17 protein-coding genes are annotated in these 18089 nt (G+C 71.1%); 13 read left to right on the top strand and 4 right to left on the bottom strand.

What is annotated here, in order from left to right; genetic code table 11:
- Positions 1 to 39 precede the first annotated feature (39 nt).
- The 4 genes from QE412_RS08250 to purH all read left to right on the top strand — a co-directional run bounded on the left by QE412_RS08250 (position 40) and on the right by purH (position 3846).
- A complete protein-coding gene (locus QE412_RS08250) occupies positions 40 to 1332 on the top strand; it encodes a cell division protein PerM (protein WP_307482149.1) in 1293 nt (430 codons plus the stop codon).
- A 25-nt stretch (positions 1333 to 1357) separates the two neighbouring features.
- Positions 1358 to 1528 carry a hypothetical protein gene (locus tag QE412_RS08245; RefSeq protein WP_307482146.1) on the top strand — a complete coding sequence of 57 codons (171 nt, stop codon included), beginning with the start codon at positions 1358 to 1360 and terminating at the stop codon, positions 1526 to 1528.
- Between the two features lie 46 nt (positions 1529 to 1574).
- Positions 1575 to 2174 (top strand): phosphoribosylglycinamide formyltransferase, encoded by a 600-nt coding sequence (gene purN, locus QE412_RS08240; protein ID WP_307482143.1) that lies wholly within the window; start codon positions 1575 to 1577, stop codon positions 2172 to 2174.
- Positions 2175 to 2235: 61 nt separating this feature from the next.
- Positions 2236 to 3846: a bifunctional phosphoribosylaminoimidazolecarboxamide formyltransferase/IMP cyclohydrolase gene (purH, locus tag QE412_RS08235; protein ID WP_307482140.1), complete on the top strand. Its 1611-nt coding sequence runs from the start codon at positions 2236 to 2238 to the stop codon at positions 3844 to 3846.
- Positions 3847 to 4085: 239 nt separating this feature from the next.
- On the opposite strand, the gene QE412_RS08230 is transcribed toward purH, so the two are convergent.
- Positions 4086 to 4361, bottom strand: a complete 276-nt coding sequence (locus tag QE412_RS08230) for a hypothetical protein (RefSeq protein ID WP_307482138.1) — start codon at positions 4359 to 4361, stop codon at positions 4086 to 4088.
- A complete protein-coding gene (locus tag QE412_RS08225; protein WP_307482135.1) occupies positions 4319 to 5746 on the bottom strand; it encodes a dihydrolipoyl dehydrogenase family protein in 1428 nt (475 codons plus the stop codon). Before QE412_RS08225 ends, QE412_RS08230 begins: the two co-directional genes overlap by 43 nt.
- A 348-nt stretch (positions 5747 to 6094) precedes the next feature.
- On the opposite strand from QE412_RS08225, the gene QE412_RS08220 reads away from it, so the two are divergent.
- The 4 genes from QE412_RS08220 (at position 6095) to QE412_RS08205 (ending at position 12192) form a co-directional block, all read left to right on the top strand.
- Positions 6095 to 7714, top strand: a complete 1620-nt coding sequence (locus QE412_RS08220; protein ID WP_307482133.1) for an Ada metal-binding domain-containing protein — start codon at positions 6095 to 6097, stop codon at positions 7712 to 7714.
- Positions 7711 to 8205 carry a methylated-DNA--[protein]-cysteine S-methyltransferase gene (locus QE412_RS08215; RefSeq protein ID WP_307482130.1) on the top strand — a complete coding sequence of 165 codons (495 nt, stop codon included), beginning with the start codon at positions 7711 to 7713 and terminating at the stop codon, positions 8203 to 8205. The genes QE412_RS08220 and QE412_RS08215 overlap by 4 nt, the downstream gene beginning before the upstream one ends.
- Positions 8206 to 8515: 310 nt before the next feature.
- Entirely contained in the window at positions 8516 to 10378 is a 1863-nt protein-coding gene (locus QE412_RS08210; protein WP_307482127.1) for an ABC transporter ATP-binding protein, read from the top strand.
- A complete protein-coding gene (locus QE412_RS08205; RefSeq protein ID WP_307482124.1) occupies positions 10375 to 12192 on the top strand; it encodes an ABC transporter ATP-binding protein in 1818 nt (605 codons plus the stop codon). The genes QE412_RS08210 and QE412_RS08205 overlap by 4 nt, the downstream gene beginning before the upstream one ends.
- Positions 12193 to 12254: 62 nt before the next feature.
- Here QE412_RS08205 and QE412_RS08200 read toward each other — a convergent pair whose 3' ends face one another.
- Positions 12255 to 12440, bottom strand: a complete 186-nt coding sequence (locus QE412_RS08200; RefSeq protein ID WP_307482121.1) for a hypothetical protein — start codon at positions 12438 to 12440, stop codon at positions 12255 to 12257.
- A 78-nt stretch (positions 12441 to 12518) separates the two neighbouring features.
- A complete protein-coding gene (locus QE412_RS08195; protein ID WP_307482117.1) occupies positions 12519 to 12971 on the bottom strand; it encodes a GNAT family N-acetyltransferase in 453 nt (150 codons plus the stop codon).
- Between the two features lie 184 nt (positions 12972 to 13155).
- Here QE412_RS08195 and QE412_RS08190 point away from each other — a divergent pair, with 184 nt between their 5' ends.
- The 5 genes from QE412_RS08190 to QE412_RS08170 all read left to right on the top strand — a co-directional run bounded on the left by QE412_RS08190 (position 13156) and on the right by QE412_RS08170 (position 17912).
- The gene (locus QE412_RS08190; RefSeq protein WP_307482114.1) at positions 13156 to 14367 is read left to right on the top strand and encodes a hypothetical protein; all 1212 of its coding nucleotides are present in this window, start codon (positions 13156 to 13158) and stop codon (positions 14365 to 14367) included.
- A complete protein-coding gene (locus QE412_RS08185) occupies positions 14364 to 14783 on the top strand; it encodes a hypothetical protein (protein ID WP_307482111.1) in 420 nt (139 codons plus the stop codon). The genes QE412_RS08190 and QE412_RS08185 overlap by 4 nt, the downstream gene beginning before the upstream one ends.
- A gap of 5 nt (positions 14784 to 14788) precedes the next feature.
- Positions 14789 to 15070 carry a WXG100 family type VII secretion target gene (locus tag QE412_RS08180; RefSeq protein WP_307487098.1) on the top strand — a complete coding sequence of 94 codons (282 nt, stop codon included), beginning with the start codon at positions 14789 to 14791 and terminating at the stop codon, positions 15068 to 15070.
- Positions 15067 to 15573, top strand: coding sequence for a hypothetical protein (locus tag QE412_RS08175; RefSeq protein WP_307482109.1), 507 nt, complete (start codon positions 15067 to 15069; stop codon positions 15571 to 15573). The genes QE412_RS08180 and QE412_RS08175 overlap by 4 nt, the downstream gene beginning before the upstream one ends.
- A gap of 119 nt (positions 15574 to 15692) precedes the next feature.
- On the top strand, positions 15693 to 17912 hold the full coding sequence (locus QE412_RS08170; RefSeq protein ID WP_307482107.1) for an NADP-dependent isocitrate dehydrogenase: 2220 nt from the start codon (positions 15693 to 15695) through the stop codon (positions 17910 to 17912).
- The last annotated feature ends 177 nt before the right edge of the window (positions 17913 to 18089 follow it).

Here is an 18089-nt window from a genome sequence, read left to right as displayed (position 1 = left end):
GGGTCAACCAGGTCGACGCGGGTAGGGTCTGACTCGCCCATGCATCGCCTTCTCGTCGCCCTCCTGGCCGCCCTCGACGCCGTCCTGGCCGCCGCGGGCGGCATCGCCGTCATTCTCGCGCCCCTGACGCTGCTGTGGGTCGTCGGGGTCGCAAGCCCCGACTGGGGAGCGCTGTGGCCCACCACGGCGGCGGTCTGGCACCTCGGTCACCTCGTGCCGATCGCGGTGACCCTGCCCGACACGTACCTCGCCGCCACGGGCATCGACCCCGCTTTCGCGACCTTCACCCTCTCGCTGGCGCCGCTGGCCTTCGCAGCCTCCACCGCGCTGTTCGCGGCCCGCTCGGGCGTGCGCGCGGGCGAAGCGGGCGCGGGCCTCACCGGATGGCTCGCGGGCTCGGTGGTCTTCGCCGGCATCGCGACGTTCGTCGCCCTCACCGGCAACGCCGCCCTGGTGGCATCCGAGACGTGGCTGGCGATCCTGCTGCCCTCTCTGCTGTTCTTCGTCCCCGCGTTCCTCGGCGCGCTCATCGGGGCGTGGCGCGTCGGCGACGACGGTCCGGTCGATGCCCTGCGCGCGCGCATCGAGCGCCTGCCCGACGCGTGGGCCGGGATTCCCCTTCTCGCGGTGCGCGGGATCGCCCTCACGACGCTCGGGCTCGTGGGTGCGGGCGGCGTCGTGCTCGCCGCGGGGCTCGTCGTGCGCTCGACCCAGGTCATCGGGATCTACCAGGCCACCAATGCCGATCCCATCGGTGCGACCGTCATCGCGCTCGGCCAGCTCGTCTACCTGCCCACGCTCGTACTGTGGGCCGTCGCGTTCATCGCGGGCCCCGGCTTCGCCCTCGGTACCGATACCGCGGTCACCCCCGCCGCGACCCAGGTCGGTGCGCTCCCCGGCATCCCGGCGCTCGGGGCCGTTCCCGATACGACGTCGTCGTGGCTCCTGCTGCTCGTGCTGCTGCCCATCGCGATCGGTGCACTCACGGGCTGGATCCTGCGATCCCGGATGCCGGTGACCTCCGACCCCGAGCCCGTGGCGCCGCGTCTGACCCTCGCGGTCGTCGTGGCCGCGCTCACCGGCGGCGTGGGAGCGCTCGCCGCCGTCGTGTCGTCGGGGTCGATCGGGCCGGGGCGTCTCGCCGAGACCGGTCCGCAGCCCGGGCCCCTGGCCCTCGCCCTGGGCCTCGAGGTGCTGCTGGGGCTGGCGATCCTGCTGCTGAGTCCGCGCTTCGGCGGGGACGCGACGGCGACCGCCGCTGTCGACGACCGCGAAGAGCCCGAGGCCTTCTCGCTCTCATCGCGCGCGCGGGGCGCCCTTCGACCGCGATGAGCACGACACCGGCCCCGCGCCCACGATGCCGTCACCGGGGACCGGCATCTCCTCCGACGTGTGGCCGAGCGCCTACGCGCCCCCGGGTGCCGCGACGCCCCCGGCCGCCGGCGACCTCGACGACGACGAGGTGCGCGCCCGCATCCGCGCCGCCTGGGCGACGCCCGACGACGATGGATCCGCGAGTCGTCGCTGAGCGGTCGGCGCGGGCGGGCACCGACGCACCTGCGTAGACTGAGCGCGTGCTCACGGTCGCCGTTCTCATCTCCGGCACCGGCTCCAACCTCCGCGCCCTGCTCGAGGCGGCTGCCGCCCCCGACTTTCCGGCGCGCGTGGTGGCGGTCGGCGCCGACCGCGAGGCCGACGGCTTCGCCCACGCCGAGCACTTCGGCATCCCGACCTTCCTCGTCCCGTTCGCGGCTTTCGCGTCGCGAGAGGAGTGGGGCGCAGAACTCGGTGCGCAACTCGCCGTCTGGAACCCCGACCTCGTCGTGCTGAGCGGCATGATGCGCCTGCTGCCGGCCGACCTCGTCGCCGAGTGGGAGCCGCGCATCATCAACACCCACCCCGCATACCTGCCCGAGTTCCCGGGCGCGCACGGCGTGCGCGACGCGCTTGCGGCCGGCGTCGAACAGACCGGAGCGAGCGTCATCGTCGTCGACTCCGGCGTCGACACGGGGCCGATCCTCGCGCAGGAGCGCATCCCCGTGCTCCCCGGCGACGATGAGGACTCGCTGCACGAGCGCATCAAGCCCGTCGAACGACGCCTGCTGATCGACGTCGTGCGCCGCATCGCCGAGGGCGAGCTCGACCTCGCCGCGGCGGCATCCCGAACCGTTTGACCCACGGCGGGTGCCCGCCCGCCGCCCACGACCCCGACTCGAGACACAGGAGCCGAACGCCATGGCCGGACCCCGCCACGACCCCGCCGACTACCGTCCCCGCGACGTCGTCCCGATCCGCCGCGCGCTGGTGTCGGTGAGCGACAAGACCGGTCTGCTCGAACTCGGTGAGGCGCTCGCCGCCGCCGGCGTCGAGATCGTCTCGACCGGAGGCTCGGCCACGCTGCTGCGCGACGCCGGCTACGACGTCACCGACGTCTCGGCCGTCACCGGCTTCCCCGAGTCGCTCGACGGACGCGTCAAGACGCTGCACCCGAACGTGCACGCCGGGCTCCTCGCCGACCTGCGGCTCGCTTCGCACGAAGCGCAGCTCGAAGAGCTCGGCATCCGGCCCTTCGAGCTCGTCGTGGTGAACCTGTACCCGTTCGTGGAGACCGTGGCATCCGGTGCCGAGGGCGACGACGTCGTGGAGCAGATCGACATCGGCGGCCCCGCCATGGTGCGCGCGTCGGCGAAGAACCATGCCAACGTCGCCATCGTCGTCTCGCCCGAGTCGTACCCGGCGATCATCGAGGCCCTCCGCACCGACGGCGGCACCTCGCTGGTGCAGCGGCGCGAGCTCGCCGCCCGCGCGTTCTCGCACACCGCCGCCTACGACACCGCGGTGTCGACGTGGTTCGCCGAGGGCACGCTCGGCGACGACATCGACCTGCCGGCGCACCTGACCATCCAGGCCGAGCGCCTGTCGACGCTGCGCTACGGCGAGAACGCGCACCAGCGCGCCGCGATCTACACGCGCGTCGGCGGACACGGCATCGCCCAGGCCACGCAGCTGCAGGGCAAGGAGATGTCGTACAACAACTACGTCGACGCCGATGCGGCCCTTCGCGCGGCGTTCGACATGGTCAAGCCCGCGGTGGCGATCATCAAGCACGCCAACCCGTGCGGCATCGCCGTGGCCGCACCCAACGCGCTCGACCCGATCGCCTCGGCGCATCTGCGCGCGCACGAGTGCGACCCCGTGTCCGCCTTCGGCGGCGTGATCGCGGCGAACCGCACCGTGACGCTGAAGATGGCCGAGAACCTCCGCGACATCTTCACCGAGGTCATCATCGCGCCCGACTTCGAGCCCGAGGCGCTCGAGGTGTTCAAGCTCAAGAAGAACCTCCGCGTCCTGCAGCTGCCGGACGACTGGCGCCAGGAGTCGATGGACGTCCGTCTCGTGTCGGGCGGCCTGCTGCTGCAGGATGCCGACCGGTTCCCCGCCGACATCGAGTCGGTCGCGAAGGACTGGGAGCTCGTCTCGGGCGAGCGCCCCGCCGACGAGGACATGACGAACCTCATCTTCGCGTGGAAGGCCTGCCGCGCCGTCAAGTCGAACGCCATCGTGCTCGCCAAGGGCTCCGCGACGGTCGGCATCGGCATGGGGCAGGTCAACCGCGTCGACTCGTGCCGCCTCGCCGTGGAGCGGGCGGGGGATCGCGCGGCCGGTTCGATCGCGGCCTCCGACGCCTTCTTCCCCTTCGCCGACGGACCGCAGGTGCTCATCGACGCCGGGATCACGGCGATCATCCAGCCCGGCGGGTCGGTGCGGGACGCCGAGGTCATCGACGCCGCGCGCGCCGCGGGTGTGACGATGTTCTTCACCGGGGAGCGCCACTTCTTCCACTGAGGCGTGGGGCCGTGGGTCGTGCTTGGGCGCCGGGGTGGGCCCGGTGCGCTGGCGGGGCTCGGTGTCGGTGAGGGGCCCGGTGCGCTCGTGTCGTCGTGTCGTCGTGTCGTCGTGTCGTCCCGTCGCTCCACGCATAAACGCTTTCTGCGCGCATAAACGCGGGGAGAGCGCGTTTATGCGCGCGGATCGCGTTTATGCGCCACTCACGCCGCCACTCACGCCGCCACTCACGCCGCCACTCACGCCGTCATCGCGACGAGCTTTGCGACCGTGTTCGCGTTGCGTGCGGTCCCGACGACGCCCAGGCGCTTCTCGAACCATCCGGCCTGCAGCTTCGAGCCGCCGATGCCCACGGGATAGTGCACGAACACTTCGCGACCGCCGAGCACGGCGTGCTCCGGGATGCCAACGGGCAGGGCGAGCGTCGGCTCCGCGGGAGGCGTGTCTTCTTCTGCGGCCGAGCCGCCCGGGGTCAGGCGCTGTCGCGACCGAGCGTCTCGAGCAGGCGCAGCCACACCTCGCTGACCGTCGGGTAGGACGGCACCGCGTGCCAGAGCCGTTTCACGGGCACCTCGCCGACGATCGCGATGGTCGCGGAGTGCAGGAGCTCGGCGATGTCGGGACCGACGAACGTCGCGCCGACCAGCACGCCGCGGTCGAGGTCGACGATCGCGCGGGCCTGACCGACGTAGGCGTCGGACTGCTCGCTGGATCCGGCGACGTTCGCGAGGTCGTAGTCGAGCACCTTCACCTTCAGGCCGCGCTCCTCGGCCTTCGCCGCGGTGAGCCCGACGGATGCCACCTCGGGGTCGGTGAAGGTGACCTGGGGCACGGCGTCGTGATCGGCGGTCGCGACGTGCGCCCCCCACGGGGCATCGTCGACCTCGCCGCCCTGCGCGCGCGCAGCGATCACGTCACCGGCCGCGCGGGCCTGGTACTTGCCCTGGTGGGTGAGCAGGGCACGGTGGTTGACGTCGCCCACCGCGTAGAGCCAGTCGGACCCGCGCACGCGCAGGGTGTCGTCGACATCGAGCCATGAGCCCGCCTCGAGGCCGACCGTGTCCAGACCCAGGTCGTCGGTACGGGGCACGCGGCCCGTCGCGACGAGCACCTCGGCGGCCGTGACGGCGGTGCCGTCGGAGAGCTCGAGCACCACGCGCCCGTCATCGTCGCGGCGCGCGGCCGTGGCATCCGCCCCCGTCTTGACGGTGACCCCGCGATCGCGGAGCGAGGTCGCGACCAGCTCACCCGCGAACGGCTCGTTGCCGCCGAGCAGGCCGGAGCGGGCGATGATGGTCACGTCGGCGCCGAGGCTGGCGTACGCCGTCGCCATCTCGGCCCCCACGACACCGCCGCCGATGATCGCGAGGGAGGCGGGGATCTGCTGGACGGCGGTGGCCTCGCGACTGGTCCAGGGGGAGACGTCGGCGAGACCGGGGACGTCGGGCAGCAGCGCCGCGGATCCGGTGCACACGGCGACCGCGTGGCGGGCGCGAAGGTCGGTGGCGGTGCCGTCGTCGGCGGTGACCTGCACCGTCTTCTCGCCCGTCAGTCGCCCGTGGCCGCGGACGAGGTCGATGCCCGCGCCCTGCAGCCACTCGACCTGACCGGAGTCGTTCCAGTCGCTCGTCATGGTGTCGCGGCGGCGCAGCACGGCCGCGATGTCGAGGTCGCCGGTCACCGCCTGCTTCGCGCCGTCGACATCGCGCGCCGCGCGCAGGGCCGCGCCGCTGCGCAGCAGCGCCTTCGACGGCATGCACGCCCAGTACGAGCACTCGCCGCCGACGAGCTCGGACTCGACGATCGCCGCGGTGAGCCCGGCCCGCACCGCGCGGTCGGCGACGTTCTCGCCCACGGGACCGGCGCCGATGACGATGAGGTCGTATTCGCGTTCGCTCATCCCCTCACGCTACTCAGACCCTCCGACATCGACCGGGGGTTGCGCGTCGCGCGGCGGGCTGATGGTGACGTCGCTCTCGCGCCTTCGACCCGGAGCGCGCGCGGCGCCCTCGCGCCGCCTGCGCGCTCTCCCGCAGCGTCGTCGCGTTCGCGTCGCTCACGCGCTCGCCCCGCGCCGTCCAGTGTCCACAACACCCGGACGACTCTCTTCCCGCTCCGGGTGTTCTGGACGCTCACGCCCGTCGCTCGGGGCAGCGGGGCGTGTGGCCGGCAGGAGCGCTCGGCGCCCTCCACGGCCATGTCCGATTTCCGCCAGCCGATGTCGGAGGTCGGTGGCAGGGTGGATGCCATGACCTCTTCCGCCCCGACCGCTCCCGGCTTCACCGAGCGCTACCGCGTCATCCAGTCGCGCGATCGGCGCTTCGACGGGCAGTTCGTCACGGCGGTGCGCTCGACGGGCATCTACTGCCGACCGAGCTGCCCGGCTCGCACCCCGAAAGAAGAGAACGTCACGTTCTACCCCACCTCGGCCGCCGCCCACGAAGCGGGGTACCGCGCGTGCAAACGCTGCCTGCCCGAGGCAGCCCCGGGCTCGCCGATGTGGGACGTGCGCGGCGACGTCGTCGCCCGAGCGATGCGGCTGATCGCCGACGGGGTCGTCGATCGCGAGGGCGTCCCCGGTCTCGCGCGCCGACTCGGGTATTCGGCGCGGCACCTCACGCGGGTGCTCACCGCCGAGCTCGGTGCCGGACCACTCGCGCTGGCCCGCGCAAACCGTGCGCACACTGCCCGCGCCCTGCTCGTCGGCACCGACCTCTCGTCTGCCGACGTGGCCTTCTCCGCGGGGTTCACCAGCATCCGGCAGTTCACCGAGACCATCGGCGAGGTGTTCGGGATGCCACCGCGCGATCTCCGAGCGCGCCGGTCCCGGGCGTCGGGGGTCGCGGCGACCGCCGGCGAGATCGACCTCGCCCTGCCCGTGCGCGGTCCCATCGACACGACCGGGCTCTTCGGCTGGATGCGGGCGCACGCGATCCCCGGCGTCGAGGTCGGTGGTGATCGTTCCTTCGCGCGCGTCGCGCGGCTGCCCGGCGGCCCGGCGTGGTTCGAGGTGCGTCTCTCCGATGACGGCCGCTTGCGCCTGCGCGCTCGGCTCACGGCCCTGGCCGATCTCGGCACCCTCATCGCGCGGGTGCGCCGCCTGTTCGACCTCGACGCCGACCCGATCGCGATCGACGCCGAACTGTCACGGCATCCCGAACTCGCCGCCGCCGTCGCGGCGATACCGGGCGTGCGCGTGCCGGGGGCGATCGACGCGGGGGAGATGCTCTTGCGCGCCATGATCGGCCAGCAGATCAGCGTCGCCTCCGCCCGCACGATGCAGGGGCGGCTGACCGCCGCGCTCGGCGAAGAGGTGACCGTCGGCCCCGAGCCCATGACCCTGTTCCCGGATGCCACGGCCATCGCCGAACGCGGACTCGAGGTGCTGCGCGGCCCCGGCGCGCGGATGCGCGCCATCGTCGGGGCCGCTGAAGCGCTCGCCGACGGGACGCTCGCTCTCGGCCCTGGCGACGACAGCGCGCAGCAGCGCGCGCGCCTGCTCGCCCTCCGCGGCGTGGGCCCGTGGACGGCCGACTACGTCCGCATGCGCGTCCTCGGCGACCCCGATGTGCTGCTTCCGGGCGATGTCGCGGCGCGGGCCGGTGCGGCGGCGCTGGGGCTCCCGTCCGACCCGGCCGCGTTCACCGCGTGGTCCGAGCGCCTCGCACCCTGGCGCAGTTACGCCATGGCGCACTACTGGTACGCGGCTCCCGTGACCCAAGCGTGGCGGGTCTCCGGCGCCGAGAGCGTGGCGGCCGCGGTCGTCCACGGCTCCGGGCCCCGAGCCGCGAGGTCGCGCACGACTCGCACCGCCACCGATTCCCCGACCCCTTCCGCCGTGATCCCCGAAAGCGAGACCCGCCCATGAGCACCGCCACCCTGCAGATCGTCGAGACCCCCGACGGTCCGTTCGCGATCCTCGCCGACTCCGACGGAAAGATCCTCGTATCGGGCTGGACCGACGATCCTGCCGCGGTGCTGGCCCGCTTGCGTCCCGAGCGGCACCCCAACGAGATCGTCGACGGCGACACCGCCGCGGCCGACGCCGTGCGCGCCTACTACGAGGGTGACCTCGGCGCGATCGACACGGTCGAGGTGCGGCAATTCGGCACCCCTCTGCAGCGCGCGGGGTGGGACGCCCTCCGCCGGATCACCCCCGGGCACCCGTTGACCTACACCGGGTTCGCGACGGCCCTCGGTTCGCCGACGGCCGTGCGGGCGGCGGCATCCGTCTGCGCTCGCAATGCGCCCGCGCTGTTCGTCCCCTGTCACCGCGTGCTGCGCGGCGACGGCACGATGGGCGGATTCGCGTGGGGCACGGAGGTGAAGCGTCGCCTGCTCGCGCGCGAGGCGGTCTGAGCACGCCGACGAGACGGGGCGGCGGGCGGCAGGACGCCGATCCGCTCTTGTCATCCGACTTCCGTCGGAGATAGTCTGAAGGGCTGTCGCGATCCCGGGCAGCTGTCGATCATCTCGAGGAGGATGCCATGGATCACGTCGACGCCCCCGTCGCGCACGCCGTCGCGTTCTCCGCCCCCTCGCGTTCCCCCCGACGCCACTAGGGTTCGGCGCCCCGGCGCTGCTTCGCTTCCGACCGGCTCACGACCGGTGCCCTCGGCATCCCCTCCCGCGCCCGATCCCGGCGCTCGCTCTCGACCTCCAGAGGATCATGACTTCCGCTTCTCCTCGCCCGCACCTGTCCACTCCGCGCGCGCTCGCCCGACTTCTGCCCGTCGCGCGTCCCGTGCTGCCGCGACTCGTCGCGGGCGCCGTCACCGCGCTCATCGCGAGCCTGCTGGCGCTGGCCATCCCGCTCGTGCTGGAGCAGATCGTCGCCGGTCCGATCGCTTCGCTCGACCCCGGGGCGCTCGTGTGGGGCTCGCTCGCCGTGCTCGGTCTCGGGCTCGCCGAGGCCGCGATGGTGTGGTTGCGCCGCTGGTTCGTGCTGGCCCCCGCGACGAAGGTCGAGTATGACCTGCGCCAGTCGTTCTACGCGCGTCTGCAGCGACTCCCGGTCGCCTTCCACGATCGCTGGCAGTCGGGGCAGCTGCTCTCGCGCATGATGCAGGACATCAGCATGCTCCGCCGCTGGCTCGCCTTCGGCGTCATCCTGCTCGTGGTCAACCTGCTGACGATCGTCATCGGCGCCATGCTGCTCTTCCGCTGGCACTGGCTTCTCGGCGCGCTGTTCCTGGTGACCTCCGCTCCCGTCATTTACGTCGGCTTCCGCTTCGAGAAGCGCTACGGCGCGCTCACCCGCCGGAGTCAGGACCAGGCGGGCGACCTCGCGACCTCGGTCGAAGAGAGCGTCCACGGCATCCGTGTCCTGAAGGCCTTCGGCCGTGGTCGGCACGCGCTGCAGAAGTTCACCCAGCAGGCCGAGTCGCTCCGCGAGACCGAGATCGACAAGGCGCGGGCCGTCGGCTGGATCTGGTTCTTCCTCGTGCTGCTTCCCGACATCGCCTTCGCGGTGTGCCTGGGGGCCGGCATCGTCCTGGCCCAGCTCGGGCAGCTGCAGGTGGCCGAACTCGTCGCGTTCTTCGCGATGGCGACGGTGCTGCGCTGGCCGATGGAGTCCATCGGCTTCCTCTTCTCGTTCCTGCTCGACGCCCGCACGGCCACCGATCGCATCTTCGAGGTGTTCGACGAGCAGAACACGATCGTCGACCCCGAGAATCCTCGGACCATCGCCACTCCGCGCGGCGAGCTCGCCTTCGAGGGCGTGCACTTCCGGTATCAGGATGCCGCCGACACCGAGCCCGACCTCATCGACGGGGTCGACCTCGTGCTGCGCCCCGGCGAGACGATGGCGCTCGTGGGGCTCACCGGCTCGGGCAAGACGACGCTGACCACTCTGCCCGGTCGCCTGTACGACGTCACCGGCGGCCGCGTGCTGCTCGACGGCGTCGACGTGCGCGAGCTGAGCCTCGCCGAGCTGCGCCGCCACGTCGGGATGGCGTTCGAAGACGCGACGCTGTTCTCCCAGACCGTGCGCGAGAACGTCCTGCTCGGTCGCGAAGACCTCGCGCCGGGGTCGGACGAGGCCGAGCGCGTGCTGCGCGAAGCGCTCGAGGTCGCGCAGGCGCACTTCGTGTTCGACCTGCCCGCGGGCCTCGACACCGTCATCGGCGAGGAGGGTTTGAGCCTGTCGGGTGGGCAGCGTCAGCGCCTCGCGCTCGCGCGGGCCGTGGCCGCGCGTCCCGCCGTCCTCGTGCTCGACGACCCGCTGTCGGCGCTCGACGTCGACACCGAGGCGCTCGTCGAAGACGCGCTGCGCGAGGTACTCAGCGAGACGACCGCCCTCGTCATCGCGCACCGGCCCTCGACCGTCACACTCGCCGACCGGGTGGCCCTGCTCGAGGATGGACGGGTCACCGCCGTCGGCACGCACTCCGAACTGCTGCGCGAGAGCGAGCACTATCGCTACGTGATCTCGAGCCTGGAAGAGGCCGAGCGCGAAGCGCGTACCGGTGCGATCGACGTGATCCGCGCCCAAGACGACACGCTGACCGAGAAGGAGGCGACCCGATGAGCACCGCGACCGTCTCCGGAACCAGCGGCGAAGACCGCTCGGACTACACCCGCGAAGAGAGCCGGGCGATCCGTCAGCGCTCGCTGCGCCTGCTGGGCTCGCTGGTCTCGCCGTTGCGGTGGCAGCTCGTGCTCGCCGCGGCGGTGCTCGTGGTGTCGACGGCGCTGCGCGTCGCCGGCCCCGCGCTGATCGCGTACGGCATCGACAACGCCCTGCCCGCCGTGATCGAGCGCAGCGACTGGATGCCGACCATCGGCGTCGTGGGCATCTACCTGCTCGCGGGGGTCGGCGGTGCCGTCCTGATCGGGTGGTACGTCGTGGTCGCCGCCCGTCTGACGCAGGCCGTGATGCTCGACCTGCGCAAACGCATCTTCCTGCACACGCAGCGACTGAGCCTGGAGTTCCACGAGTCGTACACGTCGGGCCGCATCATCTCTCGGCAGACGAGCGACCTCGACACGATCCGCGAGCTCCTCGATGGAGGGCTCAACGAACTCGTCTCGGGGGTCCTCTACGGTCTGTTCACCCTCGGAGCACTGTTCCTCATCGACTGGCAGTCGGGGCTGATCCTCACGGTCATGGGTATTCCGATGTACCTGCTCATGCGGTGGTTCTATCGGCGCTCGCAGGTCATCTACCGCGAGTCCCGCGTGATCAGCGCCCAGGTCATCGTGAAATTCGTCGAGACCATGACCGGTATCCGCGCCGTGAAGGCGTTCCGCAAGGAACCGCGCAACGACGAGGAGTTCGGCAAGCTCGCCGGCGACTACCGCGACGTGAACATGCGATCGATCCGGCTGTTCGGCACGTTCGAGCCCGGCATCATGGCCGTCGCCGCGGTGTCGGTCGCGCTCGTGCTGCTGTGGGGTGGCGGGCGCGTGATCGCCGGGCCGCTCGAGATCGGTGTGCTGACGGCAGCAGTGCTGTACGTGCGCAACTTCTTCTCGCCGCTGCAGGAGGTCGCGTTCTTCCTGAACTCGTACCAGTCGGCGACGGCGGCGCTCGAGAAGGTCTCGGGCGTGCTCGAAGAGGAACCGACGGTTCCCGATCCGACGAACCCCGTAGACCTGTGGTCGGCGCAGGGGCACGTCCGGTTCGACGAGGTCACCTTCGGATACAGCGACGACCGCGTCATCCTGCCGAACTTCTCGCTCGACATCCCCGCCGGTCAGACGATCGCGCTCGTCGGCACGACGGGGGCCGGCAAGTCGACGTTGGCGAAGCTCGTCTCGCGCTTCTACGATCCGACGAGCGGAGCGGTGACCCTCGACGACGTCGACCTGCGCCGCCTGCACCCGAAGGACCTTCGGCGCGCGATCGTCATGGTCACGCAGGAGGCGTACCTGTTCAGCGGGACCGTCGCCGACAACATCGCGCTCGGCAAGCCCGACGCGACGATGAGCGAGATCCGTGCTGCGGCGCGCGCGGTGGGCGCGGACGGCTTCATCGAGAAGCTGCCCGACGGCTACGACACCGACGTGAACAAGCGCGGCGGACGCGTGTCCGCCGGCCAGCGGCAGCTCGTCTCGTTCGCGCGCGCGTTCCTGGCGAACCCGGCGGTGCTCATCCTCGACGAGGCCACGGCGTCTCTCGACATCCCCAGCGAACGGCAGATCCAGGACGCGCTGCAGACCCTGCTCGCCGACCGCACGGCGATCATCATCGCCCACCGGCTGTCCACGGTGGCGATCGCCGATCGCGTGCTGGTGATGGAGCACGGCCGCATCATCGAGGACGACACCCCGGCCGCGCTCATCGCCGGCACGGGCAAGTTCGCGCAGCTGCACGCCGCGTGGCAGGAGTCGCTCGTCTGATCCCGGGCGCAGAGAACACAGGATGCCACGCCCCCGCGTCGCGCGGGGGCGTGGCATCCGTCTCAATCGCGTGTGGCTCGGCGGCGGGCCCTGAGGTCGAGGACGCCCCGCAGGACGGACGCCACGGCGGCAAGAAGCAGGATGGTCGTGATGGCGATGTTCCACCATTGCGGGGTCGAGCCCAGCTGGAGGAGGCTGTAGGCCGCGAGCGCGACCCCGAAGGGGATGGAGAACCACGGTCCGATCACGAGGACACAGTAAGAAGAAATGCGTCCCGCAAGCGCCTGGAGGCTCGAACCTCACCCGGGAAGCAGCGGCGGTTCGCCTCAGACGCCGACCCGCGCGATGACCTCGCCGTACTCGGTCTCGCCGACGGGTACGAAGCCCACGTGCTGGAAGAACGCTTCGGGGCCGCCGACGCCGGGTTCGTAGATGACGTCGACGTGGTCCATGCCGCGACGGCGTGCCTCGCTGAGGAGCTCGCCCAGCGCGAAGCTGCCCACACCGCGACCCTGGTCGTCGGCGTCGACGTTGATGCGCCACAAGACCGAGCGGAAGTGTTCCTCGGGGGCATCCGGATCGAAGTTGGCGCTGACGAAGCCGACGACCTCGTCGCCGTCGACCACGACCCGCTGCCATGACGTCTGCGGGTTGCTGACGGTCGCGGCGATGCCGTAGCTGACGGGAGCGAGGAACTGCTCTTGCCCGGGCTTGAGCGACAGGGTGTTCACCGCCACGATCGTGGCGGCGGACAGTTCGACGAGACGCAGGTCAGCCATGCGCCCAGGCTAGCGGCACCATCGTCCCGACCCAAAGGGCTCATGCCCTCGCATGGGATGCCGGACACGCGTGCGGGGGCCCCGCCGCGCACCCGCCGCGAAGACCGCACCGCCCACCCACGCGCCCCGAATCGGGCGCGTCGGGGGGTGCCACCCGGGCATGCCCTCTGCGTAGGGTGGTCGGATGCGTGTGGACTACGGACAGATGGCGTTGTGTTCGCAGACGCTTCGGCGGCAGGGCGAGCAGCACCTGCCCGCGATGTCGCGGTACGTGCAGGAGCGCGGCATCCTGACCCCTTCGGACACCGGCGTCATCCTCCTGCCCTTCACGGCACTTTCTCTCGCCATCGCCGTCATCGGAGTGCAGGTCGCCGACGGCATGGCACGGGTGATGAACACGGCCGCCGACAAAGTCGACGGTGCATCCGAGGCGTATGCCGAGCACGAGCGCGCGTTGCACGACCGTATGGTCGCCGCCCTCGCGCCGCTCGGCGGCTCGGGGACGACGTTCGCCGATCCGCGGGCGAACCCCCCGACATTGCCGTCCGCCCAGGGCGGGGCGCCGGAGGGACACGGCGATCCGGAACCCTGGCTGTTCGACCAGATCGGCCAGGCGGGCCCGTCTTTCGTATCGGGGGCGCGGGGCATCGCGGACGATGTGAGAGGAGCCGTCGACGATTGGAGCGGCGGTGCCACGGGCGTGGTGGAACGGCAGGACGCGTCGAGCTACCTGGTCGCGCCCAACGCGACAATGAGCGAGATCGAGTCGATGCGCTGGGGGGCAGGACCGCTGCTCGGGGGCGTCGACTGGGTGTTCGAACAGATCGCCGGCTTCAGTCTCCTCGAAGACGTCATCCTCAAGCCCTTCGCGGGGGACTGGACGGGGATCGAGGAGGTGTCCATCGCCTGGGGGTATCTCGGCGACGCGAGCCGTGCGGTCGCCGACAATGCCGCGGGCCTGACGCGGCAGGGGGAGTTCTGGGAGGGGGCCGCCGGACTCGCGTTCCGCGGGGGCGTGGCGGCGATCGGGGGCACGATGTTCGCGCTCGGAGCGGCGTGCGACATCGTCTCGGCGAAGGCGGGAACACTGGTGCTCGTCTCGAAGGCAGCCGCTTCGACGATCACCTTCCTGCTCAACCAGATCGTCATCGGTCTGTTGGAGATGGCGACCACGGCGACCGTTCCGATCGCGGGCTGGATCGTCAGCGCCGCGCGGGGTGCGGTGCTCGCCTCGCAGATCTTCGGCGCCATCCGAATCATCTACAACGTGATCGACGCCATCTTCGACGCGATCGAGGGTGCCGTGGAGGCGAAGGCGCAGCTCGTGGAGACGGCCCTCCTGCTCGATGATCTGTTGCGTCTGCTCGTGGACACCGGACGGAGGGCGGCGGCATGAGCGGCGACGACGATCTCTTCGAGGCAACCCGCCGACGGGTGACCTACATCGAGTCCCTCCGTGCACGGGGCGAGGCGCTCTTCGCCCGCGACGAGGACGCCGAAGAGGCGTTCGCGCGTGGTGCCCGAAGCGGAGAGCTCGGACGCGACTGGCAGGTTCTGCAGGGGCGCATCGATCTCGGCGAGACGAGCCGTGAGGCGGTTTTCGACGGTTCCGACGACAGCGCCGCGGCGCAGGGAGTGCGGGAGGCTGCGCGTTCCGGCGTCGCGCGTCTCGCGGAAGAACTACGGGCCGAGGCGGAAGCCGCAGGCGAACCCGACCCGGCCGAGGAACTCGCGCTCGAGCGCGAACGACTGCTGGCCCGAGGGGCGGCGCTGCGCGAGCGGATCGCCCGAATGGGAGGGATGCCGCAGTGAGCGGGATGCGACTGGACTACGGTGCCGCCCACGAGGCGGCAGGACGACTCGCCGCCGCGCAGACATCGATCGCCGGGCACCTCTCGGCGCTCGAATCCGCGGCATCCGCCCTTTCCAGGGGATGGTCCGGAGACGCGCGGGCCGCCTACGCGTCGGCCCAGCGCGACTGGTCGGACGGCATGACTCGCATGAATGCTCTCCTCGACAACGCCCGGAGCATTCTGGACGAGTGGGTCGGCGAAACCGAGACGCTCGACGGCGATCTCGCGCGGGGATGGCCGTCGTGAGCGCCGCGCCCCGCGCGTTCCCGCGCCGCGGTGACGCGCCCGTCGGGCGCCACAAGATCGCTGCGGCCTGCCTGTTCCGTGTTCCGGCGGCGGAGACGGCGCCGACCATCGCGGCGGTCACCGAGGGGCTTCGTCGCTCGGGCTTCGTCCGCAGTGAGGTGTCGGGAGAGGTCATCGTTATGCGCCGGGGCAGTTTCTTCGGCGATGCCGTGCTGAACGGCACGGGTCTGGCCCTCGTGACGTCGCGGCTCGGCCCCCTGTCGAAGCACGCCGTCGTCCTCGTCGACGCTGTCCCGGTCGGTGAGCAGAGCGAGATCGTGGTGTCGATGATCGTCGGACACGAGCTTTCGCCGATCGTCGCCGACGCCGTCGATCCGGTCGTCGACGACCTCGCCGCGCGGGGTGCGATCGTGCAGGGGCCCGGGTGGATGCGTCCGGTCGACCTGCCCCGCGAGAGCCTCGGTCATCCCTCCACGGCGAAGGAACGCGGCTACATCGGATGACGCCCGGGGACCGGCCCGGATCGGTGCGGGATGCCGAGAACTATCTCGACATCAAGAGACTTTGCTGACGTGCGATAGGCTGAAACGCAACCCTGGCCGCCTCTACGGAGAGATCTGACGTGCCCGATTCCACCATCATCTACACGTACACCGACGAGGCGCCGGCACTTGCCACCGCGTCGTTCCTGCCCATCGTGCAGGCCGTCACGAAGCAGGCGGGTGTCGACGTCGAGACCCGCGACATCTCGCTCGCCGGCCGCATCCTCGCGGCCTTCCCGCAGCGCCTCACCCCCGAGCAGCAGGTCGGCGACGCGCTCGCCGAGCTCGGCGGTCTCGCCACGCTCCCCGAGGCGAACATCATCAAGCTGCCGAACATCTCGGCATCCATCCCGCAGCTCAAGGCCGCGATCGCCGAGCTCCAGGCGCAGGGCTACGACATCCCCGACTACCCGGACGAGGCGTCCAGCGTCGAAGACAAAGACGTACGCGCCCGCTACGACCGCATCAAGGGCTCGGCCGTGAACCCCGTGCTGCGCGAGGGCAACAGCGACCGCCGCGCGCCCCTCGCGGTGAAGAACTACGCCAAGAAGCACCCGCACCGCAACAAGGCGTTCGCCGACGGGTCGAAGACGCGTGTCGCCACGATGGGTCACGACGACTTCTTCTCGAACGAGAAGTCCGTGGTCATCGCCGACGACGACGTGCTCACGATCCAGCACGTCGCCGCCGACGGCACCACCACGACGCTGAAGGAGGGCCTCAAGGTCCTGCAGGGCGAGATCGTGGATGCCACCTTCCTCTCGGCCGCAGCGCTCGACGCGTTCCTCGCCGACACGCTCGAGCAGGCCAAGGCCGACGACGTGCTCTACTCGGTGCACCTCAAGGCCACGATGATGAAGGTCAGCGACCCGATCATCTTCGGCCACGTCGTGAAGGCGTTCTTCGCCGACGTGTTCGACCGCCACGGCGACGCGCTCGCCGCCGCCGGCCTCACCCCGAACGACGGCCTCGGCTCGATCCTCGCGGGCCTGTCGAACGTCGAGGGCGGCGACGCGATCGCGGCCGAGATCCGCGCGGCGCTCGAGAACGGCCCCCGCCTGTCGTACGTCAACAGCGACAAGGGCATCACGAACCTGCACGTCCCCTCCGACGTCATCGTGGATGCCTCGATGCCCGCCCTCATCCGCAACGGCGGCAAGCTGTGGGGCGCCGACGGGGGAGAAGACGACACCCTCGCCGTCATCCCCGACTCCTCGTACGCCGGTGTCTACCAGGCGACCATCGAAGACGTCATCGCGAACGGCCCGCTCGACCCCGCGACGATCGGCTCCGTGCCGAACGTCGGTCTCATGGCGCAGGCGGCCGAGGAGTACGGCAGCCACGACAAGACCTTCGAGATCGCGGCTCCCGGCCGCGTGCAGGTCGTCGCCTCGAACGGCGACGTGCTCCTCGAGCACGAGGTCAACGCCGGTGACATCTGGCGCGCGACCCAGGCCAAGGACGTCGCGGTGCGCGACTGGGTGAAGCTCGCCGTCACCCGCGCCCGCGCGACCGGCGTGCCCGCCGTGTTCTGGTTGGACGAGAACCGTGCGCACGACCGCAACCTCATCGCCAAGGTGCACGAGTACCTCGCCGACCACGACACCGAGGGCCTCACGATCGAAATCCTCGCGCCGGCCGAGGCCACCACGTACTCGCTCGAGCGCATCCGCCGCGGGGAAGACACGATCTCCGTCACCGGCAACGTGCTGCGTGACTACCTCACCGACCTGTTCCCGATCCTCGAGGTGGGCACGAGCGCCAAGATGCTCTCGATCGTCCCGCTGCTCGCGGGCGGTGGCCTCTTCGAGACCGGCGCCGGCGGATCGGCCCCGAAGCACGTGCAGCAGCTCGTCGAGGAGGACTACCTCCGTTGGGACTCGCTGGGGGAGTTCTTCGCCCTCGCGGCGTCGCTCGAGCACCTCGCCGACACCACGGGCAACGAGCGCGCGCGCGTGCTCGCGCAGACCCTGGACGCCGCGACCGGCACGTTCCTCGAGAACGACAAGTCGCCCGGTCGCGCCCTCGGCACGATCGACAACCGCGGTAGCCACTTCTACCTCGCGCTGTACTGGGCGCAGGAGCTGGCGCAGCAGACGACGGATGCCGAGCTGGCCGCCGTCTTCGCCCCGGTCGCCGAGAAGCTGGAAGCCTCGGAGGAGACCATCGTCTCCGAGCTCAACGCGGTCCAGGGCCACAAGGCCGACATCGGCGGGTACTACCGCCCCGACACCGCGCTCGTCGAGAAGGTCATGCGCCCCTCGGCCACGCTGAACGCGGTGGTCGACGCCCTGCGCTGACCGCCTGACCCGAGAGGGGCGGATGCCGCACGGCATCCGCCCCTCTGTTTCGCGCCGGTGCTGCCGCGCGGCCGCCGGGGCACAACTCCTGCGTGTACGCGAGTCCGGCGACGAGAGACACTCGACGCAGGTGTTCTGCAGGAGTTGTGCGCGTCGCGGCGGCGGCTGTCGCGCGTC

Origin of the sequence: Microbacterium trichothecenolyticum (assembly GCF_030818955.1) — a bacterium.
GTDB lineage: Bacteria > Actinomycetota > Actinomycetes > Actinomycetales > Microbacteriaceae > Microbacterium > Microbacterium trichothecenolyticum_B.
Note: the sequence above shows the minus strand (reverse complement) of the source record. Positions and strands in the feature narration are given on the sequence as shown.